The sequence below is a fragment of the Pseudomonas sp. 7-41 genome (assembly GCF_021233075.1).
Lineage (GTDB): Bacteria > Pseudomonadota > Gammaproteobacteria > Pseudomonadales > Pseudomonadaceae > Aquipseudomonas > Aquipseudomonas veronii.
This window is the reverse complement of sequence record NZ_CP089551.1, coordinates 6,395,444-6,409,131: the sequence shown is the minus strand read 5'-3', so window position 1 is coordinate 6,409,131 and position 13,688 is coordinate 6,395,444. Positions and strand designations below refer to the sequence as shown.

The 13,688-nt window shown below is 62.6% G+C and carries 12 protein-coding genes; 4 read left to right on the top strand and 8 right to left on the bottom strand.

The features are described 5' to 3' along the window. Window positions 1-135: 135 nt before the first annotated feature. On the bottom strand, window positions 136-1,038 hold the full coding sequence (locus LQ249_RS29245; RefSeq protein WP_017844978.1) for a LysR family transcriptional regulator: 903 nt from the start codon (window positions 1,036-1,038) through the stop codon (window positions 136-138). 107 nt (window positions 1,039-1,145) lie between these two features. Here LQ249_RS29245 and LQ249_RS29240 point away from each other — a divergent pair, with 107 nt between their 5' ends. Both LQ249_RS29240 and LQ249_RS29235 read left to right on the top strand, forming a co-directional pair. After that, entirely contained in the window at window positions 1,146-2,387 is a 1,242-nt protein-coding gene (locus tag LQ249_RS29240; protein ID WP_046381775.1) for a D-amino acid dehydrogenase, read from the top strand. Window positions 2,388-2,414: 27 nt separating this feature from the next. Next, on the top strand, window positions 2,415-3,317 hold the full coding sequence (locus tag LQ249_RS29235) for a transporter substrate-binding domain-containing protein (RefSeq protein WP_232566074.1): 903 nt from the start codon (window positions 2,415-2,417) through the stop codon (window positions 3,315-3,317). 18 nt (window positions 3,318-3,335) lie between these two features. On the opposite strand, the gene LQ249_RS29230 is transcribed toward LQ249_RS29235, so the two are convergent. Next, the gene (locus LQ249_RS29230; RefSeq protein ID WP_232566073.1) at window positions 3,336-4,055 is read right to left on the bottom strand and encodes a 16S rRNA (uracil(1498)-N(3))-methyltransferase; all 720 of its coding nucleotides are present in this window, start codon (window positions 4,053-4,055) and stop codon (window positions 3,336-3,338) included. 39 nt (window positions 4,056-4,094) lie between these two features. Beyond that, entirely contained in the window at window positions 4,095-5,501 is a 1,407-nt protein-coding gene (locus LQ249_RS29225) for an adenosylmethionine--8-amino-7-oxononanoate transaminase (RefSeq protein WP_046381777.1), read from the bottom strand. Window positions 5,502-5,773: 272 nt separating this feature from the next. On the opposite strand from LQ249_RS29225, the gene LQ249_RS29220 reads away from it, so the two are divergent. Both LQ249_RS29220 and LQ249_RS29215 read left to right on the top strand, forming a co-directional pair. Further along, complete coding sequence (locus LQ249_RS29220) at window positions 5,774-6,325, top strand: cytochrome b (protein ID WP_017844973.1); 552 nt, start codon at window positions 5,774-5,776, stop codon at window positions 6,323-6,325. 32 nt (window positions 6,326-6,357) lie between these two features. Then, complete coding sequence (locus tag LQ249_RS29215; RefSeq protein WP_017844972.1) at window positions 6,358-6,954, top strand: YceI family protein; 597 nt, start codon at window positions 6,358-6,360, stop codon at window positions 6,952-6,954. A gap of 145 nt (window positions 6,955-7,099) precedes the next feature. Here the strand turns inward: LQ249_RS29215 and LQ249_RS29210 are convergent, their stop codons facing one another. The 5 genes from LQ249_RS29210 to ahcY all read right to left on the bottom strand — a co-directional run bounded on the left by LQ249_RS29210 (window position 7,100) and on the right by ahcY (window position 13,679). Then, entirely contained in the window at window positions 7,100-9,001 is a 1,902-nt protein-coding gene (locus LQ249_RS29210; protein ID WP_046381778.1) for a DEAD/DEAH box helicase, read from the bottom strand. Window positions 9,002-9,223: 222 nt separating this feature from the next. Continuing rightward, on the bottom strand, window positions 9,224-10,027 hold the full coding sequence (locus LQ249_RS29205; protein ID WP_017844970.1) for a substrate-binding periplasmic protein: 804 nt from the start codon (window positions 10,025-10,027) through the stop codon (window positions 9,224-9,226). Between the two features lie 63 nt (window positions 10,028-10,090). Then, complete coding sequence (locus LQ249_RS29200; RefSeq protein WP_232566072.1) at window positions 10,091-11,173, bottom strand: hypothetical protein; 1,083 nt, start codon at window positions 11,171-11,173, stop codon at window positions 10,091-10,093. 78 nt (window positions 11,174-11,251) lie between these two features. Further along, entirely contained in the window at window positions 11,252-12,097 is an 846-nt protein-coding gene (gene metF / locus LQ249_RS29195; RefSeq protein WP_017844969.1) for a methylenetetrahydrofolate reductase [NAD(P)H], read from the bottom strand. A gap of 172 nt (window positions 12,098-12,269) precedes the next feature. Then, window positions 12,270-13,679, bottom strand: coding sequence for an adenosylhomocysteinase (ahcY, locus tag LQ249_RS29190; RefSeq protein ID WP_017844968.1), 1,410 nt, complete (start codon window positions 13,677-13,679; stop codon window positions 12,270-12,272). Window positions 13,680-13,688 lie beyond the last annotated feature (9 nt).

Here is a 13,688-nt window from a genome sequence, read left to right as displayed (position 1 = left end):
ACGCGGTCTAAAAAATGTGGGAGGGGGCTTGCCCCCGATGGCGGTGTGTCAGTTGGCAAATATGCTGGCTGAACCACCGCCATCGGGGGCAAGCCCCCTCCCACATTGGTTCTTCAGTGGGGTTGAGGGCGCTGACTACAGGCGTTCGAGCAGCTCCCGGGCACGTTCACCGAAGATCTGCAGCAGGTTGGCCAACATGTGCGGCGGCGGTTCGTCGGCGCGGGTCAGGGCGTACAGGGTGATCGGCAGCGGCGGTGTGAGCGTGCGGATGCAGGTGGTCGCCGTCGACGCGCCGAGGGCGGTGAAGGGGTCGATGACGGTCAGGCCGGCGCCGGATTCGACCATCGCGCGGGCCAGGGAGTAGGTCTGCACCGAGAGGCTCACCCGTGGTGGCGGGTCGACTTTCTCCAGGTAACTGTCGAGCTTTGCCGCCAACGGGTCGGCGCTGGACAGGCCAATCAACGGCGCTCCCGCCAGCTCCGCCAACGGCAGCGGCTGGCGGGTTTGCGCGTCGCTCCAATAGCCCTTGGACGCCAGCGCGACCAAGGCTCCGTTGGCCAGCACTTGGGTGGTGAGCCCCGGGTGGCCGGCGAAGTTGAGGGTCAGCGCCAGGTCGATCTCGCGCATCAACAGCTTCTGCACCAACTCGCGGCTATGGTCGCTGGACAGTTCGCAGGCGATGTCCGGGTAAGCGCGTTTCCATTGCAGAATCGCCGGTGGCAGCAACGACAGCGCCAGCGCCGGGATCGCACCGATCCGCACACTCTGCGCCGGCGACCGGCGCAGACTCTTGGCCAGGCGCCTTACGCCTTGCAGGCTTTCGCTGACTTTCTCGACTTCGCGTTCCAGTGCCAGGGCTTCCGGCGTGGGCTGCAATTTGCCGCGCACGCGCAGAAACAGCGGGAAGCCCAGTTGCAACTCGGCGTGCTGCAACACTTTGCTCACCGCCGGTTGCGAGACGTGCAGCAATTGCGCGGCGGCGCTGATGGAGCCGGTCTGGCGGATGGCCTGGAAGATTTCGATATGACGCAAGCGCATGGCGAGTCCATAACCTTTGCTTATAGGTGACCCATCTTTATTCATTGTCGCGGGCCTGTCACCTGCCCCTACGCTTGAGCCGTCTTATTCAACGGCGAGGAGCGGGGATGGCCAGGCAGGTTTGTATCATCGGGGGTGGGGTCATCGGCCTGGCAAGCGCCTACGCGCTGGTGCGCGCCGGGCATGACGTGACGCTGATCGACGCGCGCGACACCCTGGGCAGCGAAACCAGTTTCGCCAACGGTGGGCAGTTGTCGTATCGCTACGTTGCGCCGCTGGCCGATGCCGGCGTGCCGCTGCAAGCGCTTGGCTGGCTGCTGCGCGGTGATTCGCCATTGAAGCTGCGCCCGCGCCTCGACCCGCAGCAATGGCGCTGGATGGCGGCGTTCCTCGGCGCCTGCCGTGGCTCGGTGAACCGGCGCAATGCCGCCCACCTGCTGCGCCTGGCGAGCCTGAGCCAGGCCACCTTGCAGCAATGGCGCGAGGATGATCGCCTGGATGGCTTCGACTGGCGGCGCAACGGCAAGCTGGTGACGTTTCGCAACGCCGACACCTTCGAGCATGCGCGCCGCAAGGTCACGGATATCCTGCAACAGCAGGTGCTGTCGGCGGCCGATTGCACCCGCCTGGAGCCGGCGCTGGCGAGCGGTGGTTTTGTCGGTGGGATCTACACGCCGAACGAGGAAGTGGCCGATTGTCACGCCTTCTGCCAACGCCTGGCGGCGCGCCTGCAAGCGTCGGGGCATTGCCGCTTCTTGCTGGGGCGCAAGGTCACCGGGATCCGTCACAGCGCCGGTGCGGTGCAGGCCATTGAGTTGGGTGAGGAGGTAATGCCGGTCGAGCAACTGGTCCTCGCCGCCGGGCATCGCAGCGCTGAGTTGGGGTTGCCGGGGCTGGCGCTGCCGCTGTATCCGCTCAAGGGCTACAGCCTGAGCGTGCCGATTGGCGCGCAGCATCGGGCGCCGAATGTGAGCATCACCGACTACGACCGCAAGATCGTGTACGCCCGGATCGGCGAGCAATTGCGGGTGGCGGCGATGGTCGATATCGTCGGTTTCGACGCCGGCCTCGAGCCCAAGCGGCTCGCGTTGATCAGGCGCCAGGCGGTCGAGACATTCCCCTTGGCCGGCGACTACGCCCAGGCGGTCGAATGGGCCGGCATGCGTCCCGCCACGCCGACCGGGGTGCCGCTGATCGGCGCCAGTGCCTATCGCAACCTGTGGCTGAACCTGGGCCATGGCGCGCTCGGTTTTACCCTGGCCTGCGGCAGCGGCCAACTGCTGGCCGAACTGATCGGCCAGCACATGCCGTCGATTGATATGCAGGGCCTGGCGCCCCGCGCCGCTTGAATCGTCACACACCAACGGAGAATAACAATGAGAAAAATCCTGTTGATCGGTTGCACCCTGGGGCTTTTGTTCGGCGCGCCGGTTCAGGCGAATGAACCGCCGACAGAGGGCACGTTGAGTAAGATCGCCAGCACCAAGTCCATCACCTTGGGTTATCGCGATGCGTCGGTGCCGTTTTCCTACGTGGGCGACCAGAGCGGCAAGCCCATGGGCTATTCGGTGGACCTGGCCAACAAGATTGTCGAGCGCATCCAGCAGAAAACCGGGGTGGCCGACCTTAGCGTGAAGTACAACCTGGTGACTTCCCAGACCCGTATCCCGCTGGTGCAGAACGGCACCGTCGACCTGGAGTGCGGTTCTACCGGGGTGACCGCCGAGCGGCAGAAGCAGGTGGCGTTTTCCTACGGCTTCATCTACGTGAAGGGGCAACTGCTGACGGCGAAAGACAGCGGCATCCAAGGCTTCGCCGACCTCAAGGGCAAGAACGTGGTGACGACCGCCGGCACCACCAACGAACGCTTCCTCAAAAGTTACAACGCCGAGCACAACGGCAACCTGTCGGTGATCAGCGCCAAGGACCACGGCGAAGCCTTCAAGATGCTCGAGACCGGCCGCGCAGCCGCGTTCTATATGGACGATGCGTTGCTCTACGGCGAGCGCGCCAAGGCCAGGGACCCGCATCGCTGGGTGGTGGTGGGCGAGGAGCAGTCGCGGGAAATCTACAGCTGCATGGTGCGCAAGGACGATCCGCAGTTTCTCGCGGTGGTCAACGACACCTTGGGCGATCTGTACCGCACCGGTGAGATCAACGGGATTTACCGGCGCTGGTTTGAACAGCCGATCCCACCGAAGGGCCTGAACCTGGAGTTTCCGATGACCGCCGAGTTGAAGGCGATCTTCGCCACCCCGGTCAGCGACCCGGTGGAATAAACCCGCTCCTCGGGCCGGTCAGAAGTCGCCCCACAGTTGTTGGGCGACGGCCAGCGCGACGACCGGCGCGGTTTCGGTGCGCAACACGCGCGGGCCGAGGCGGGCGGCGTGGAAGCCGGCGTCTTGGGCGGTGTCGACTTCAGGGTCGGTCAAGCCGCCTTCGGGCCCGATCAGGAACGCCAGGCTCAATGGCTTGGCATGGCTGACCATCGGCTCGGCCACCGGGTGCAGCACCAGCTTCAGGTCCGCCTCGGTCTGCTTCAGCCAATCGGCCAGTAGCAGCGGTGGATGAATCACCGGCACCGTCGAGCGCCCGCATTGCTCGCAGGCGCTGATCGCCACCTGGCGCCAGTGCAGCAGGCGTTTGTCGGCGCGTTCGTCCTTGAGGCGCACTTCGCAGCGTTCGCTGAAAATCGGCGTGATGGCGTTGACGCCCAGTTCGGTGGCTTTCTGAATCGCCCAATCCATCCGCTCGCCGCGGGACAGGCCCTGGCCGAGGTGAATGTGCAGCGGCGATTCGGCCTGCCCGGCGAATTGCTCGGTCAGTTGCACGCTGACGTGTTTTTTACCGACCTCCAGCAACGTGCCGCGAAACTCCTGGCCGGAACCGTCGAACAGTTGCACGGCATCGCCTTCGCCCATGCGCAGCACGCGGCTGATGTAGTGCGCCTGGGCTTCAGGCAGTTCGTGATCGCCGAGGCTCAGCGGGGTGTCGGTGAAAAAGCGGGACAGTCTCATGTCTGTTCTCTGGAAAAAATACAAAGCTTGAAGGGCAAATCAACCTGGATCGCGAAAGCCTGGGTGGAAGTCTTTGGGCACGGCAACGCTCACCTTGCTGTTGGTGGCGATATCGATCCCTTCGCTGGCCACTTCCGCCAAAAAGTCGATCTGCTCCGGCGTAATCACATACGGCGGCAGGAAGTACACCACGCTGCCCAACGGCCGTAGCAGCGCGCCGCGCGTCAGGGCGTGCTCGAACACCTTCAGGCCACGGCGTTCCTGCCAGGGGTAGGCGGTCTTGGTGGCTTTGTCCTGGACCATCTCGATGGCCAGCACCATGCCGGTCTGGCGCACTTCCGACACATGGGGGTGGTCCGCCAGGTGCGCGGTGGCCGTGGCCATGCGCTGGGCCAGGGCCTTGTTGTTTTCGATGACGTTGTCTTCTTCGAAAATATCCAGGGTCGCCAGGGCCGCCGCGCACGCCAGCGGGTTGCCGGTGTAGCTGTGGGAATGCAGGAAGGCGCGCAGGGTCGGGTAGTCGTCGTAGAAGGCGCTGTAGACATCTTCGGTGGTGACCACCGCCGCCAGCGGCAGGTAGCCGCCGGTGAGGGCCTTGGACAGGCACAGGAAGTCCGGGCGGATGCCGGCCTGTTCGCAGGCGAACATGCTGCCGGTGCGGCCGAAGCCCACGGCGATTTCGTCGTGGATCAGGTGTACGCCGTAGCGGTCGCAGGCTTCGCGCAGCAGCTTGAGGTATACCGGGTGGTACATACGCATGCCGCCGGCGCCCTGGATCAGCGGTTCGACGATTACGGCGGCGACTGTGTCGTGGTTGTCCGCCAGGGTCTGTTCCATGGCCAGGAACATGTTGCGCGAGTGTTCTTCCCAGCTCATGCCCTCGGGGCGCAGGTAGCAGTCCGGGCTTGGCACCTTGATGGTGTCGAGCAGCAGCGCTTTGTAGGTTTCGGTGAACAGCGGCACGTCGCCCACCGACATCGCGGCAATGGTTTCGCCGTGGTAGCTGTTGGTCAGGGTGACGAAGCGTTTTTTGTTCGGCAGGCCGCGGTTGAGCCAGTAGTGAAAGCTCATCTTCAACGCGACTTCGATGCACGACGAACCGTTATCGGCATAGAAGCACCGGGTCAGGCCTGCGGGCGTCATCGCCACCAGGCGCTCGGACAGTTCGATCACCGGCTGGTGGCTGAAACCGGCGAGGATCACGTGTTCCAGCTGGTCGACCTGGTCTTTGATGCGTTGGTTGATGCGCGGGTTGGCGTGGCCGAACACGTTGACCCACCAGGAGCTGACGGCGTCGAGGTAGCGCTTGCCTTCGAAGTCTTCCAGCCACACGCCTTCACCGCGCTTGATCGGGATCAGCGGCAGTTGCTGGTGGTCTTTCATCTGGGTGCAGGGATGCCACAGCACCGCAAGGTCGCGTTGCATCCACTGGTTGTTCAAGCCCATCGTCTATCTCCTCGAAGCGGTCCTGCGCCCGGCGCAGGCGAAACAATCGCGCAAGCCTATGCAATGGAGGCCCGTGTCACAAGCCATTGTGGGGCAATTCGCAGTAAACACAGGACGGTCTGTCACGTTTCTTAGGAATAGTCTTAATCCCTCGTTAACGTATTGTGCCTAGGCTTATGATCATATTTCTCGATATTTCAAAGCAAAAAATTGCGCTTTAATTCGATAGGTAAATCGTTAGTCTTGAGCACAGTTCTTACGGGATTAAGTACATGCAGCTACGTAACTCACCAGCCCGCTACGGCTGGGTCAGCATGGTATTGCACTGGGGCGTGGCCCTGGTGGTGTTTGGTCTGTTCGCCCTGGGCTTGTGGATGGTCGGTCTCGACTACTACAGCGCATGGCGCAAAGACGCGCCGGATCTGCACAAAAGCATAGGCATCACGCTGTTCGCCATCATGCTGGTGCGTATCGTCTGGCGCCTGATCAGCCCGCCGCCACCGGCGCTGGCCAGCTACAGCCGGCTGACGCGGATCGGTGCTGCATTTGGCCATGGGTTCCTTTATGTCGGCTTGTTTGCCGTGATGATCGCCGGTTACCTGATTTCCACCGCGGACGGTGTGGGTATCCCGGTGTTTGGCCTGTTTGAGATTCCTGCCTTGGTTTCCGGCTTGCCGGACCAGGCAGACACCGCAGGCGTGGTGCATCTGTACCTCGCCTGGGTGCTGGTGGTTTTCGCCGGCCTGCACGGCGTGGCCGCGTTGAAACACCACTTTATCGATCGTGATGCGACCCTCACGCGAATGCTGGGGCGCAAAGCCTGATGTTCAACCTCGACTCACAAGGAATAGAAAGCATGTTGAAAAAGACACTCGCTGCTCTGGCAATCGGTTCTGCTCTGCTGTCCGCAGGCCAGGTGATGGCCGCTGACTATGTTGTCGACAAAGAAGGCCAGCACGCCTTCGTCGACTTCAAGATCAGCCACTTGGGCTACAGCTTCATCACCGGTACCTTCAAGGACCTGGACGGCAAGTTCAGCTTCGATGCCGCCAAGCCTGAAGACAGCAAGATTGAGTTCAACGTCCGCACCGCCAGCGTGTTCACCAACCACGCTGAACGTGACAAGCACATCTCCAGCAAAGACTTCCTGGACGTTGGCAAGTTTGCCGATGCCAAGTTCGTCTCCACCAGTGTTAAAACCACCGGTAAGAATGCTGCGGGCCAAGTCACTGCCGACGTGACCGGCGACCTGACCCTGCACGGCGTGACCAAGCCGATCGTCGTCAAGGCCACCTTCCTGGGTGAAGGCAAGGATCCATGGGGCGGCTACCGTGCCGGTTTTGAAGGTACCACCAGCTTCAATCGCCAAGACTTCGGCAAGCAGATGGACCTGGGCCCAGCGTCCAACAATGTTGAGCTGTACGTGACGTTTGAAGGTGTGAAAGCGAAGTAACGCTTCACTTGTTGGAGCGAGCTTGCTCGCGAAAAACGTAGAGACACCGCGTTTTTTCAGGCTGCCAGCGTTATCGTTGACGACCTTCGCGAGCAAGCTCGCTCCTACAGGCAAAAAAACCCGTATCTCGCGATACGGGTTTTTTTTATGCTTCGCGGTTGCGGGTCAGCAGCGCTGGTTTTTCACCACGAGGACGGCCTGGCAACTGATCCAGTTGCTCCGGTGTCGGGAAGCGGTCGGCTTTCGACTCCTTGTGGATGATCTTCGGCGCAGGGCCGCCGCGTGGGTTCTGCACCGCTGGCTCGGACAAGCGTGGCTGGTCGTCACGGGCCGGGCGGCGGTTGTTGCTGCGCGAGTCTTCGCGACGCGCCTGGCCATCACGCGGTGCGCCGTTACGCGGGCCGCTGCGCTTGGCCGGTGGCGTACCGGTGGTGCCGCCGCTGCTGTTGCGCGGGCCGTTCTGACGCGCGCCCTGTGGCTGGCCGCCACGCGGTGCGCCAGTGCCAGCGCCCGGAGCCGGAGCGCCTGGACGACGGCCACGGCCCTGGGCCGGTTTGGCCTGGGGCACGTAGTCGACGCGGTTACCGAAGTTATCCACATCGTCGTCGAGGAACTCGTCCGGCGCGCGGTCGGCGCTGGCGCGTGGCGGCTGGCTTGGCTGGCTCGGCTGACGCTGTTCGCGGGCCGGGGTGCCTTCGCGGGGCTTCTGCTCGCGGGCCGGGCGTTCGCCGCGGCCGTTGGTCGGCGCTTTTTCCTTGCCGCCCTTGTCCTTGCCCTTGTCGCGACGACCGCCGCCGCCACCGCCGCCGTTCGGGCCATCGCCCTTCGGACCGCGTGGGTTGCGTGGGTTACGCACGTCCGGACGCTCGCGCACCTCAGGCTTCTCGGCCTCAACGGTGCTGGCATCGAAGCCCATCAGGTCGCCGTCGGCGATTTTCTGCTTGGTCATGCGCTCGATGCTTTTCAGCAGTTTTTCTTCGTCCGGCGCAACCAGGGAGATGGCTTCGCCCGAACGACCGGCACGGCCGGTACGGCCGATACGGTGTACGTAGTCTTCGTCGACGTTAGGCAGCTCGAAGTTGACCACGTGCGGCAGTTGGTCGATATCCAGGCCGCGTGCGGCGATATCGGTGGCCACCAGGATGCGTACTTCACCGGCCTTGAAGTCGGCCAGCGCTTTGGTGCGCGCGTTCTGGCTCTTGTTGCCGTGGATGGCGACGGCGGTGAGGCCGTGCTTGTCCAGGTACTCGGCCAGGCGGTTGGCGCCGTGCTTGGTGCGGGTGAACACCAGCACCTGTTCCCACGCGCCGTGGGTGATCAGGTGCGCCAGCAACGAACGCTTGTGGCTGGCGGCCAGGCGGAACACGCGTTGTTCGATACGCTCGACCGTGGTGTTCGGCGGCGTGACCTCGATGCGCTCCGGGTTGTGCAGCAACTTGCCGGCCAGGGCGGTGATGTCGTTGGAGAACGTTGCCGAGAACAGCAGGTTCTGACGTTTGGCCGGCAGGCGGGCGAGGACCTTTTTCACGTCATGGACAAAGCCCATGTCGAGCATGCGGTCGGCTTCGTCGAGCACGAGGATTTCCACGTGGGACAAATCGACGCTGCCTTGGCCGCACAGGTCGAGCAGGCGACCCGGGCAGGCGACGAGGACGTCAACGCCACGGGACATGGCCTGAACCTGTGGGTTCATGCCGACGCCGCCGAAGATGCAGGCGCTGACGAACTTCAGGTCGCGGGCATACAGCTTGAAGCTGTCGTGCACTTGGGCGGCGAGTTCGCGGGTAGGGGTCAGGACCAGTACGCGCGGTTGGCGCGGGCCATGACGCTGGGACTTGTCCGGGTGACCATTGGGGAACAACCGCTCCAGAATCGGGAGGGCGAAGCCGCCGGTTTTACCAGTACCTGTCTGAGCCGCAACCATCAGGTCGCGACCTTGCAACACGGCGGGAATAGCCCGCTGTTGCACCGGAGTAGGCTCGGTATAGCCCGCTGCCTCGATGGCGCGGACTAAAGCCTCGGAGAGACCGAGGGAAGCAAAGGACATGAGTAATCCTGTTTTAGTTAGGGCTTGGCCCAAAGGGATAATCTTGCCGGGCGTGAATGGCGCTTAGGGGAGCGCAACCCCGTCCGGTCCTGCTGCGTCTGGCGGACACTCCAATGGCTCGCGCGGGTCGCAAAGCTGCGCAGTAGCTGGGTTGGGTGTCTTTTTCAAGACCTCAGCGGCCGGGCGTAAGCCTGGCGGGAAGGCCCGAGTATAACAGAGCAATCACCGCGCGCTGCTTTCCTGCTGCTCAACGGTGTGTTCGTGCAGTGTAATCGGCGCCGCTGCGCTTTGAATACCACCATATTTGGCACTCAAGGCGGCGTAGGCCGGCTCTTGTTTGAAGCGCTTGAGTTCGGCGGCAAAGCGCTGCACCAGCAGGTCCATGCCCGCGCCACGGCGCACGGCGAGGAACTGCTGCTGGCGGCGGATCACGGCGGGCGCCTGGCTGACCTGGCCTTCCAGGCCCAAGGCCGCGATCACATGCTGGCCGACCCGGCGGTCAGTCACCAGCAGATCGATGCGGCCAAGCAGCAATTTGCCGAAGTTTGCTTCATGACTCGGCGCCGGCTCGCGTTGGAACACGCTGGACTCACTGAATTCGGCGCCGTACAGGTAACCCGGCGAGGTGCCCACGGTCAGCCCGCGCAACTCGTCGAGGGTCTGGACCGGGTGGGGCCGCTCATTGGCGTAGAACAGCACGAACTCCACTTCCGACAGCGGTTCGCTGGGGTACAGCAGCAGGGCATCGCGTTCATGGCTGTGGAAAATGTCCAGCGCGCCGTCGGCGTGGCCTTGTTCGAGCATCGCCAGGCAGCGTTTCCACGGCAGGAATTGCCACTGCACATCGACGCCCAGGCGCTGGAACACGATCACCGTGGTTTCATAGTCCAGCCCGCGCATCGTGCCGTTGTCGTCATACACGTAAGGCGCCCACGGTTCGGTGACGATGCGCAATTTCTCGCCGTGAGCGGCCAGGCTCAGGCAAGTAAAAAGAGTCGCAGTCAACAGCTTCAGAAGGGCGGACATGGCCTGAGGTTACGATGCTCCTGAATGAAAGAGAAGCTCTGGCACGCGCATCTGCAAGGATCGTTATTTGGCGGGCGAGGTTATCAAGTGTTCGTAGATCGCGCTGCGCCGCTCGCCCAGAATCAGCCTGACCACCGGGTTGGCGAACCAGTGCTCCAGTTGGTGGGCGTCGAGCGGACGTTGCTGGCGCTCTTCCTGATTCTGCCGCGCCTTGTCCCACCACACCGGGCCGCACGCCTGGTCGAACTCGTTCTCGTGCTCGTAGCAACCGTAGAGAACTTCGCGGATGAACTGCTGCTGGTGCTTGGGCAAGAGCAGGGTGATCAGTTTGTACATCAGGCGCTGCAAGCGCGGCGGGCGCGGCAGGTGCGAGGAAACCTGACGCGTGTCGGCCAGGGCCTGCGCGCTGGTGGGGGCGGCCGCATGCTTGGCGATCCACGCTTTGACCTTGGCGCGGAACAGCTGCTTGCGGCTCCAGTAATGGTGGATCAGGTCCGGGCACTCGCGCACATTCACGGTGCGGTAGACGGCGATCGACAGGCAGAACTCTTCCAGGGTGTAGGCGCCCTGGGCGTGGGGGAACAGTTCGTCCATCAACTCGATGGAGCGATCGAGGATGTGCGCGTCCTGTTGCGTCAGGCCGATGACGCCGGAGTTGAGGGTCATCATGTCATCGTCGGCCACGCCCATGTCCAGCAGGCGCTGGTGCAGGGCGCTATAGAGGATGCTTTCGTGATTGTCGCCGTACTTGGTGTAGAAGGCGTTGCACAGCAGAGTGCCGGGTTGCACGCGCTCGAACAGGGCTGTGGGCGAATGGTGGAAGAAGGTGTCGGTGTCGATCAGCAGGGCTGTCGACGACTCTTCCAGCACCTGGCGCAGCACCACGTGTTTGGTGCGGAAGTGATAGCCATGGGGCTCGCTCCAGCGTTTGCGGGTGGCGTCGTCCAGCGGGCGCACGCGTACCGGCAGCAGGCGATAGGGTTCGGGGTTGTCGCTGAATACCTGGATGTCCACGACGGCGTCCGGGGTGTCCTGCAGAAAAGCCAAGGCGCTGGCGATACTGAAGACGGCTTCCTGATGGTAGGTCTGGGCACCGAAAACCAGATACACCAGTTGCGGGCGGGAAGTCGTGGGGACTGTATTCATGGACTGCTGGGTTCCGTGGGCATGTAAAACGACAAAGGCCCTCGTAGAAACGAGGGCCTTGGCACAGCCGGGCAAACTTCAGCGTGGCAGCTTGAGGTTGTTCCAGATGGCAAGGCTAGGTTCAGCCTGGTTCAGGGTATAGAAATGCAGCCCTGGCGCACCACCTTGCAACAATTGTTCACACATCTCACTGATTACCTGTTCGCCGAATGCCTGGATGCTTTTGACGTCGTCGCCATAGGCTTCCAGTTGCTTACGCACCCAGCGTGGGATCTCAGCACCGCAGGCGTCGGAGAAGCGCGCCAGCTTGCTGTAGTTGGTGATCGGCATGATGCCTGGCACGATCGGGATGTTCACACCCATGGCCCGTACACGCTCGACGAAGTAGAAGTAGCTGTCGGCGTTGAAGAAGTACTGGGTGATCGCACTGTCGGCGCCGGCGTTGGCCTTGCGCACGAAATTCTGCAGATCGTCTTCGAAGTTGCGCGCCTGTGGATGCATCTCCGGGTAAGCGGCCACTTCGATGTGGAAGTGATCGCCGCTTTCTTCGCGGATGAAGCTCACCAGGTCGTTGGCGTAGCGCAGCTCACCGCTGGCCATGCCCATGCCGGATGGCAGGTCACCGCGCAGGGCGACGATGCGCTTGATGCCGGCGCCTTTGTATTGGGTCAGCAGGGCGCGCAGGTCGGCCTTGCTGTCGCCCACGCACGACAAGTGCGGCGCGGCGGGAATTTTGACTTCGCTTTCCAGCTGCAACACGGTGTTGATCGTGCGGTCACGGGTCGAGCCGCCAGCGCCGTAGGTGCAGGAGAAGAAGTCGGGGTGGTAGCTGGCCAACTGCTTGGCAGTCGCCATCAGTTTTTCATGCCCAGCATCGGTCTTGGTCGGAAAGAACTCGAAGCTGTAGCGACGGTCTTGGGACATGGTAATACCCTTGGAAACTCAGAAGCCGACTGTGCAACCCACCTGCACTGTAGGAGCGAGCTTGCTCGCGAAGAACGTCAACGATAACGCGTCAAACAGGCTGTACGCGGTGCCCTTGGGTTTTTCGCGAGCAAGCTCGCTCCTACAGGTTAGAGCAGGTGGAGCTGGTTACTTAGTAGCGGTAAGCGTGCGGCTTGAACGGACCTTCGACGGTCACGCCGATGTAGTCGGCCTGGGTCTTGGTCAGTTGAGTCACCACGCCGCCGAAGCCGCGGACCATTTCCAGGGCCACTTCTTCGTCGAGTTTCTTCGGCAGCACTTCCACGGTCAGACGCTCGGCTTTCTGGGCCGGCGACAGGTCGGCGTACTTCTGGCCGAACAGGAAGATCTGCGCCAGTACCTGGTTGGCGAACGAGCCGTCCATGATGCGGCTTGGGTGGCCAGTGGCGTTACCCAGGTTTACCAGGCGGCCTTCGGCCAGCAGGATCAGGTAGTCGTCGTTCTGCGGGTCGAAATCGCCCGAGCCGGTACGGTGAACCTTGTGTACCTGTGGCTTCACTTCTTCCCATGCCCAGTTCTTGCGCATGAAAGCGGTGTCGATTTCATTGTCGAAGTGACCGATGTTGCACACCACGGCGCGCTTCTTCAGGGCCTTGAGCATGTTGGCATCGCAGACATTCACGTTACCGGTGGTGGTGACGATCAGGTCGATCTTGCCCAGCAGGGCCTTGTCGATGCTCGCTTCGCTGCCATCGTTGATGCCATCGATGAACGGCGAAACCACTTCGAAACCGTCCATGCAGGCTTGCATGGCGCAGATCGGGTCGACTTCGGAGACCTTGACGATCATGCCTTCCTGGCGCAGGGACTGGGACGAACCCTTGCCCACGTCTCCGTAGCCGATCACCAGGGCTTGCTTGCCCGACAGCAGGTGGTCGGTGCCGCGCTTGATCGCATCGTTCAGGCTGTGACGGCAGCCGTACTTGTTGTCGTTCTTGCTCTTGGTCACCGAGTCGTTGACGTTGATGGCCGGGATTTTCAGCTCGCCCTTGGCCAGCATGTCCAGCAGGCGGTGTACGCCGGTGGTGGTTTCTTCGGTCACGCCGTGGACGCGGTCGAGGATCTGCGGGTACTTCTTGTGCAGCAGCTCGGTCAGGTCGCCGCCGTCGTCGAGGACCATGTTGGCATCCCAAGGCGCGCCATCTTTCAGGATGGTTTGCTCCAGGCACCATTCGTACTCTGCTTCGGTCTCGCCTTTCCAGGCGAATACCGGGATACCGGCAGCAGCGATGGCGGCGGCGGCCTGGTCTTGTGTCGAGAAGATGTTGCAGGACGACCAACGCACTTCGGCACCCAGGGCAACCAGGGTTTCGATCAGCACGGCAGTCTGGATGGTCATGTGGATGCAGCCGAGAATCTTCGCGCCCTTGAGCGGTTGCTCAGCGGCGTACTTGCGACGCAGGCCCATCAGGGCAGGCATTTCGGATTCGGCGATAAAGGTTTCGCGACGGCCCCAGGCAGCGAGGGACATGTCGGCGACTTTGTAGTCGTTGAAATCTGCAGGCGTAATTACAGCGCTCATGAAGAGCCT

Bases quoted from the DNA above. Each gene is read 5' to 3' on its own strand.
- LQ249_RS29245 (WP_017844978.1), bottom strand. From the start codon at position 1,038: ATGCGCTTGCGTCATATCGAAATCTTCCAGGCCATCCGCCAGACCGGC.
- LQ249_RS29240 (WP_046381775.1), top strand. From the start codon at position 1,146: ATGGCCAGGCAGGTTTGTATCATCGGGGGTGGGGTCATCGGCCTGGCA.
- LQ249_RS29235 (WP_232566074.1), top strand. From the start codon at position 2,415: ATGAGAAAAATCCTGTTGATCGGTTGCACCCTGGGGCTTTTGTTCGGC.
- LQ249_RS29230 (WP_232566073.1), bottom strand. From the start codon at position 4,055: ATGAGACTGTCCCGCTTTTTCACCGACACCCCGCTGAGCCTCGGCGAT.
- LQ249_RS29225 (WP_046381777.1), bottom strand. From the start codon at position 5,501: ATGGGCTTGAACAACCAGTGGATGCAACGCGACCTTGCGGTGCTGTGG.
- LQ249_RS29220 (WP_017844973.1), top strand. From the start codon at position 5,774: ATGCAGCTACGTAACTCACCAGCCCGCTACGGCTGGGTCAGCATGGTA.
- LQ249_RS29215 (WP_017844972.1), top strand. From the start codon at position 6,358: ATGTTGAAAAAGACACTCGCTGCTCTGGCAATCGGTTCTGCTCTGCTG.
- LQ249_RS29210 (WP_046381778.1), bottom strand. From the start codon at position 9,001: ATGTCCTTTGCTTCCCTCGGTCTCTCCGAGGCTTTAGTCCGCGCCATC.
- LQ249_RS29205 (WP_017844970.1), bottom strand. From the start codon at position 10,027: ATGTCCGCCCTTCTGAAGCTGTTGACTGCGACTCTTTTTACTTGCCTG.
- LQ249_RS29200 (WP_232566072.1), bottom strand. From the start codon at position 11,173: ATGAATACAGTCCCCACGACTTCCCGCCCGCAACTGGTGTATCTGGTT.
- metF (WP_017844969.1), bottom strand. From the start codon at position 12,097: ATGTCCCAAGACCGTCGCTACAGCTTCGAGTTCTTTCCGACCAAGACC.
- ahcY (WP_017844968.1), bottom strand. From the start codon at position 13,679: ATGAGCGCTGTAATTACGCCTGCAGATTTCAACGACTACAAAGTCGCC.